The 822-nt window shown below is 41.6% G+C and carries 1 protein-coding gene; it reads right to left on the bottom strand.

The annotated features are described in order from the left end of the window. Positions 1–71: 71 nt before the first annotated feature. The coding region (locus FC77_RS08320; RefSeq protein WP_236699545.1) for an IS4 family transposase at positions 72–822 on the bottom strand (751 nt) is incomplete at its 5' end.

The raw sequence follows: 822 nt of genomic DNA, 5'->3' as shown, positions 1-822 counted from the left end.
CTGAAACTTGAAAGTACTAAAAGTCACCAGAACCCTCGTCGGTTCTGGCTTTTTTGCGCTTAAATTAGGGTTCATACTTGTCTTCGCAAAACTTTACGTATTCCAGCTGGTAAGTAACTGAGAAAATTGGCCAGCGTTTGAGCAACTTGCTTATTTATGTCTTTTTTTACTTTTTGTAAAACTGCAATTAAGTAGACCAATGCATCTAAAAATTTAATATCCGGCAAGGCGGTATTCATTAGGTAGAATAAATCCCCGATAGTCCGATCATCTTTATTTTGTCGCTCTAGCCAGGCCAATAAATCATAAGTCAGCCCGGTTACGGCAATGTAACCGCAAAGACCATCATAATCCTGTATCTGTGACTTATTTAGAGCCAGGTATTGTTTAGCGGCTTTAAAATAAGTCTCAATCTGCCACCTGCGCCCGTAAAGCTGGATGATTTCTGCTGGCTGTAGCTGAATCTGAGTAGTGGCTAGGACTAGGTAACGGCTTTTATTGCCACGTTTAGTAACAAAAACTAATTTTAAGGGAAAACGATGATCCTGATAGTGGGCTTCAACGACACAGCTATAAAGATAATGTTCTTTGCGCTTCCTGTTAGAAGCGGCCAAGCGCTGATATAAGTCTTTGACACCGTATGCACGCCCACGGTAGCGGTAATAAATTTTAATACTCTGTTTAAGCATGCCTACCCCGTCCGGCTTACGCTGCTTTAATTGCCAAAACATTTTAGGTGAGCTGAACCAGCTGTCAAAGAGGACATATTGTGCCGGTACCCCATTAGCTAAAGCCTGATCAATTAATTCCAGGGTGATGGTA

This window comes from Lactobacillus acetotolerans DSM 20749 = JCM 3825 (assembly GCF_001436775.1).
In the GTDB taxonomy this organism is placed as follows: domain Bacteria; phylum Bacillota; class Bacilli; order Lactobacillales; family Lactobacillaceae; genus Lactobacillus; species Lactobacillus acetotolerans.
Note: the sequence above shows the minus strand (reverse complement) of the source record. Positions and strands in the feature narration are given on the sequence as shown.